This is a genomic window from Oleiphilus sp. HI0067 (assembly GCF_001635735.1).
Window position 1 is genome coordinate 1 of sequence record NZ_LWFI01000665.1, and the last position, 1,155, is coordinate 1,155.

The 1,155-nt window shown below is 44.2% G+C and carries 1 protein-coding gene; it reads left to right on the top strand.

Annotated features, from left to right (window positions below; translation table 11 throughout):
* On the top strand, positions 1-1,121 hold a 1,121-nt coding region (locus A3739_RS28035; RefSeq protein ID WP_082878320.1), incomplete at its 5' end, for a glycosyltransferase.
* Positions 1,122-1,155: the final 34 nt, after the last annotated feature.

Below are 1,155 nucleotides of genomic sequence, written 5' to 3' on the forward strand. Positions count from 1 at the left end.
CATATTCAAACGTGATGAAAGCCTGCCAGACTTTGCCCGTTAATCTAATCATTGTTGGCGATGGCCCAGAAAAAAAAGCGTTAAAAGAATACGAGTCAGAACATATTAAGCTTATCGGCCACCAACATAACGCGCGACGATTTCTCTACGGAGCCGATGCACTTGTTATTAACTCGACCCGGGAGGGATTGAGTTTAAGCATGATCGAAGCGCTGCAAGCAGATACACCCGTACTATCAACTAAAGTATCAGGCGCAGCCTCACTGCTTCCGAACGAAGCAATTATTCAAGCGAACTCGGTGGAAGAGTTACGCAGTGAAATCTCTGCAAAACTTGGCAATAGTCATAAGGTCAGGCGATTAGCGAGTATGGAAAACGATGCATTTGAGTATGCAAAAACACAACTCACGAGCACGCGCATGCTAAACGCATATCAAGACAAGTACGCCTCTCTAACAGAGACTCAAGCTCAGTTTCTGTTTTTAGGCGACTGCAATACCTGTGGTACAGAGCAACTCAAGGCACCAGTATATGCCGACATAGTTGGGCGCCACTTTGAGCGTTCAATACAGAATTGCGGACTGACCATGTCTACTACGCGTGAAGCGCTCGAGTTTTTCAAAGACTACGAACACCCGAAGATCGAAATTATTTTCATTCAATATGGCCTTGTCGATAGCTGGCTGACAATCAAAGCCGCGCCTTATGTGCTGTATTACCCTGACTCATCCACTCGTAGATTTCTTCGACGCTGGGTAAAAAAATGGAAGAAATACGGTCGAAAAATAGGGATAGGCAAACTATTTGGCATGCAAAACCAAGTTCCTTTGAACGAATACAAAGAAAATATAGAAACCATCATCAATAAAACGCAGTCCTCCGTGGTGTTGATCGAAACAGCCCCCAATCACGATAAATCTCGCAACCAAGCGATTAAAGCTTATAATGTCGCTCTCGCCGAACTGGCTCAAAAACACAGCAAGACCTCTCTCATAAAATGCTACGACGTATTTGAACGCAATATGCAAACACACTACGACGACCCAACGCATTTTTCAGCAGAGGGGCATCAATTACTTGCAGAACAAATCTTGAAAGAAATGGATAAAACAACAGCATGACAACGCCAACGCGCAAAGCACTTTTACTCGATAG